The sequence below is a fragment of the Neisseria sp. P0022.S010 genome (assembly GCF_051956635.1).
In genome coordinates this window covers 1-2,766 of the sequence record NZ_JBQCXF010000394.1, presented here as the reverse complement: position 1 = coordinate 2,766, position 2,766 = coordinate 1, and the positions used below count along the sequence as shown (strand labels likewise).

At 50.3% G+C, this 2,766-nt stretch carries 2 protein-coding genes and 1 pseudogene; all 3 read left to right on the top strand.

Features of this window, described 5'->3' with window-relative positions; translation table 11 throughout:
- Positions 1-86 precede the first annotated feature (86 nt).
- A complete protein-coding gene (gene mreD / locus ACTHUT_RS17220; protein ID WP_070850664.1) occupies positions 87-587 on the top strand; it encodes a rod shape-determining protein MreD in 501 nt (166 codons plus the stop codon).
- A gap of 4 nt (positions 588-591) precedes the next feature.
- A complete protein-coding gene (mrdA, locus tag ACTHUT_RS17215; RefSeq protein ID WP_250600940.1) occupies positions 592-2,640 on the top strand; it encodes a penicillin-binding protein 2 in 2,049 nt (682 codons plus the stop codon).
- A pseudogene (locus ACTHUT_RS17210) lies at positions 2,633-2,766 on the top strand (rod shape-determining protein RodA); the annotation flags it as partial. The gene mrdA and the pseudogene ACTHUT_RS17210, both read left to right, overlap by 8 nt.

Below are 2,766 nucleotides of genomic sequence, written 5' to 3'. Positions count from 1 at the left end.
TACGCAACTGACGCCTTTGGCCGCTTTACGCAGCAGCCGTTTTGTCTTGGTACTTTCTTCCGCCCCTTCTTCCCCACGCTGATTTCATGAACGATTTTGACGATTCTTACCGTGCAGTACCGCTGCACATCATGGCGGCCAGTCTCATAGTGATGATGATACTGGACTTTATGCCGTTTTCCTTTGACGGATTCTTTTGGCTGCCTGAAATGACGGCACTGATGTTGCTGTATTGGACATTGCACCAACCGCAACGCGCAGGCATGGGACTGGCTTTTGCCATCGGTCTGATTGTCGATGCCGCAACCGCCGCGACTTTGGGCTTGCACGCCCTGTCTTACGTCGTAATGACTTATTTCATCTTAAACCGCCGCCGCCAAATCATGCTTTACGGCCACATTATGCAATTGGCCGCTGTATTGGCTGCACTGCTTCTCAATCAGGCCGTCTTAACTGTTGCCCGTTTGTTTCTTAATCATCAGGTCATCACTTTGCAAGGCTTTGTTGCCCCATTTGTCGGCGCATTACTTTGGCCGATACTCAGCCAGCTAATGTTGATTGTGACCCGTATTTACCGCGCGCACTGAAAAGATGAAACCGATTCTTCCACGCCGTCTTTCCGGTGGTCAACATACCAAAAAACCTTCCGCTCAGGCAGCACAAGCCGATGCCCTATTGCGCCTGCTCGTTGCTTTTATCCTGATCGCCATCTTCTTTTCCATCTTGCTGGCGCGGTTCTTTTACCTACAAGTGACTCAACACAACGAGTTTTCCGGTCAGGCATCGAGCAACCGCATCACCTTGATTCCAACGCCGCCTGTACGCGGCGAAATCGTCGATATCAACGGCGTTCCTTTGGCCAAAAACTATCCAGTCTTTTCGCTCGAAGTTATTCCCAGCCGCATTGAAGGCAAGATGGAAGATGTCATTGAAGCATTAAAAAAATATGTTGATATTACGCCGACAGATTTAAAACGCTTCAAAAAATACCGCGAAAGCTATCGAAAATTTGAAAATATCCCGCTCAAACTCAAGCTGACCGATGAAGAGGCAGCCCGTTTATCCGTACATCTGCGTGGATTCAAAGGCATAGAGGTCAATTCACGCACATTCCGCGAATATCCTTACGGCAAACTGACTTCCCATTTCTTAGGTTACATCGGCCGTATTAGCGATAAAGACAAAGAAATGCTGGAAGAAGAAGGCCTGACCGCTCTCTACCGCGGCAGTACGCATATCGGCAAATCCGGCTTGGAAAAATATTACGAACACCAGCTTCATGGTATTCCAGGCTATCAGGAAGTCGAAAGAGACGCTTACGGCAACATTGTCCGCGTATTAAAAAATGTTCCGTCCAAAATGGGGCAAACCTTGCGCCTAGGCATGGATATCCGTATGCAGCAGGAAGCCGACCGCATTTTAGGCGACCGCCGTGGCGCATTGGTGGCCATCAATCCGCAAGACGGTACTGTTTTGGCTTTTGTTTCCAAGCCTTCCTTCGATCCCAACCTCTTTATTGACGGCATCGACAGTGATACTTGGAAAATGCTGAATGACGATTGGAAAAAGCCTTTGATCAACCGCGTTACCCAAGGCCTTTATCCGCCGGGTTCTACATTCAAACCCTTTATGGGCATGGCCTTATTGGAAAGCGGCAAAATCACTCAAAACACCATCATCCCCGCTCCCGGCGCATGGAGCATACCCGGCAGCCGCCATATTTTCCGCGACTCTGTCCGCAGCGGCCACGGCTCGGCCAACTTGAGCAAAGCCATTCAAGTATCTTCAGATACCTTCTTCTACCGCTTAGGTTACGAAATGGGTATCGATAAAGCCTCTCCGTATCTGGCGCAATTCGGTTTCGGCCAAAAAACCGGCATTGACCTGCCCAGCGAATATACAGGCGTTTTGCCTAGCCGCGAATGGAAAGCCAAACGCTTTGCCAAGTCTTCCGATCCGACCGCCAAAGAATGGCGCGCCGGCGAAATGGTTTCTGTCAGCATCGGACAAGGCTACAACGCCTACACACCTTTGCAAATGGCTCATGCCACAGCATCTCTGGCCAATAACGGTGTCGTTCATCAGCCGCATTTGGTCAAAGAAGTATTGGATTTCGGCGCGCGCAAAATTACCCGTATCAACCCCAATCCCGAACGTCAAATTCCGTTCAAAGCCGACAACTTCGAATACGTCAAACGCGCAATGGAAAAGGTATTGAAACCGGGCGGTACGGCACACCGTATCGGTGGCGGACTTGCTTATACGATGGGCGGTAAAACCGGTACGGCCCAGGTCGTACAAATCAAACAGGGCGGCCGCTACAACGCCGCAGCCCTGCGCGAACAACACCGCGACCACGCATGGTTTATCTCGTTTGCACCATTGGAAAAACCTGAAATCGCCATTGCCGTTATTTTGGAAAACGGCGGCTGGGGTGCGTATGCTGCGCCATTGGCCCGTGAAATGACTGATTTTTATATGCTTCACGTCAAGCCGCAACAGTTTTCAGACGGCCTTGAGTCAGGCTCTGCCAAAACTGAAACAACGGACAAGCATCAGCCTATTACCAGCATTTTCCAATCTGCCTACGGACTGACTCCGACAAGCCCTGCCTCACAGCCGGAGGTTCATCATGAATAACACATCAGCGTGGAAAAATTTCAAATCCACCATTGCAGCCCCGATTGACCCTTGGCTGTTTTTTGCCATGCTCGCCATCTACATCATGAGCCTGTTCCTGCTCTATTCTGCAGACGGGCAAGAGTT

Excerpts from the sequence above, each read along its gene's own strand:
- mreD (WP_070850664.1), top strand. The coding sequence starts at position 87 with ATGAACGATTTTGACGATTCTTACCGTGCAGTACCGCTGCACATCATG.
- mrdA (WP_250600940.1), top strand. The coding sequence starts at position 592 with ATGAAACCGATTCTTCCACGCCGTCTTTCCGGTGGTCAACATACCAAA.